This is a genomic window from Bacillus sp. D48C (genome assembly GCF_053345735.1).
The window spans coordinates 1-1,160 of record NZ_JBKFAQ010000026.1; the positions used below are offsets into that span (position 1 = coordinate 1).

At 36.3% G+C, this 1,160-nt stretch carries 1 protein-coding gene; it reads right to left on the reverse strand.

Annotation, left to right across the window (positions count from 1 at the left end; genetic code table 11):
- Positions 1-124 precede the first annotated feature (124 nt).
- Positions 125-1,160 (reverse strand): topoisomerase C-terminal repeat-containing protein (locus ACLBXA_RS29100; protein WP_447617725.1); only part of this gene is annotated, 1,036 nt, incomplete at its 5' end.

Below are 1,160 nucleotides of genomic sequence, written 5' to 3' on the forward strand. Positions count from 1 at the left end.
TCTTGCTTTCATCGCATCCTCCGTACTGACACGTGCCATTACGGAATCCCCCCTTTACTCTATAAAATGAAATAAAAAAGAGGACTATTCCGTTTCCTAGTCCTCTTTTACATACATTCAATTTTTATTTTCCGAATAAGAATTTTAATCGCTTCTCCTGTACGCTGTATGATAAACGAACGTCAAATTTTTTCCCGTTTTTGTTCGAGATAAACCCTTTGATCTGATCCGTTACATTCTTTTCTAATAACTTTTTCACATGGTTACTACTTAGGTTTTTACCAGAGAATGTACCAAAGATGATGAAGTCACAGCCTTTTTTGTATTTCTCACATAAGTAATTACTTTTCCCTACAAGGACTCTACTCTTACACAATGGACATTTACCAATGGTACGATCTTCAGTCGTTGGAAAACGAAATTTCAAACTTCCGTCCACTTCCATATAGATAGCTGCTGTAAATTCTCCCTTTTCTCCTTGAAAGCCGTTGATAAAATCTGTTGTTTTATACTGAAGTAGCTTCTTCATTTGATTACCAGGGATTGCTTTCCCTTTCATTTTGGCTGGTAACATAAAATCACATCCATTTTTATGCTCTGTGCATCCATAAAATGTTTTACGATGAAGCATATCCCCTTTTTTACATTTTGGACACTTACCAAATGACAGCTCCTCTTGTGTTGGGAACTGAAATTTAACTTTCCCTTCATGTAACACGAGATAAGCGGAAAACTCCTTCTCATTGGACTTAAATCCTTTTAAAAGATCTGTTTTCTTATCTTCAAACAGCTTTTTCGCTTGCGCTTCCGGAATCGCTTTTTCTTTAATTTTTTTCGGTAAGGAGATTTCACATTCCGGATAATTACTGCACCCGTAAAAGTTGCCTTTATGAAGGATTTTCCCTTTTCTACAAGGGCATTTGCACACCTCAATCTGCTGATTCCAGGTATTAATAATGCTATCCGACACCTTATCATCCATTGCGCCTAATTGTTCCACCGTATCTTTTACAAACGTATTTGTTTTTTCTACGAATTCTTCATAATTCATTTCATCCTTTTCGATCATGTAAATCATCCCTTCCATTTCAGCCGTATAAGCTGGATTTTTAATTGTATCTACCGGAAAAGCATCTATAAAAGCACGACCAATAGGTGTC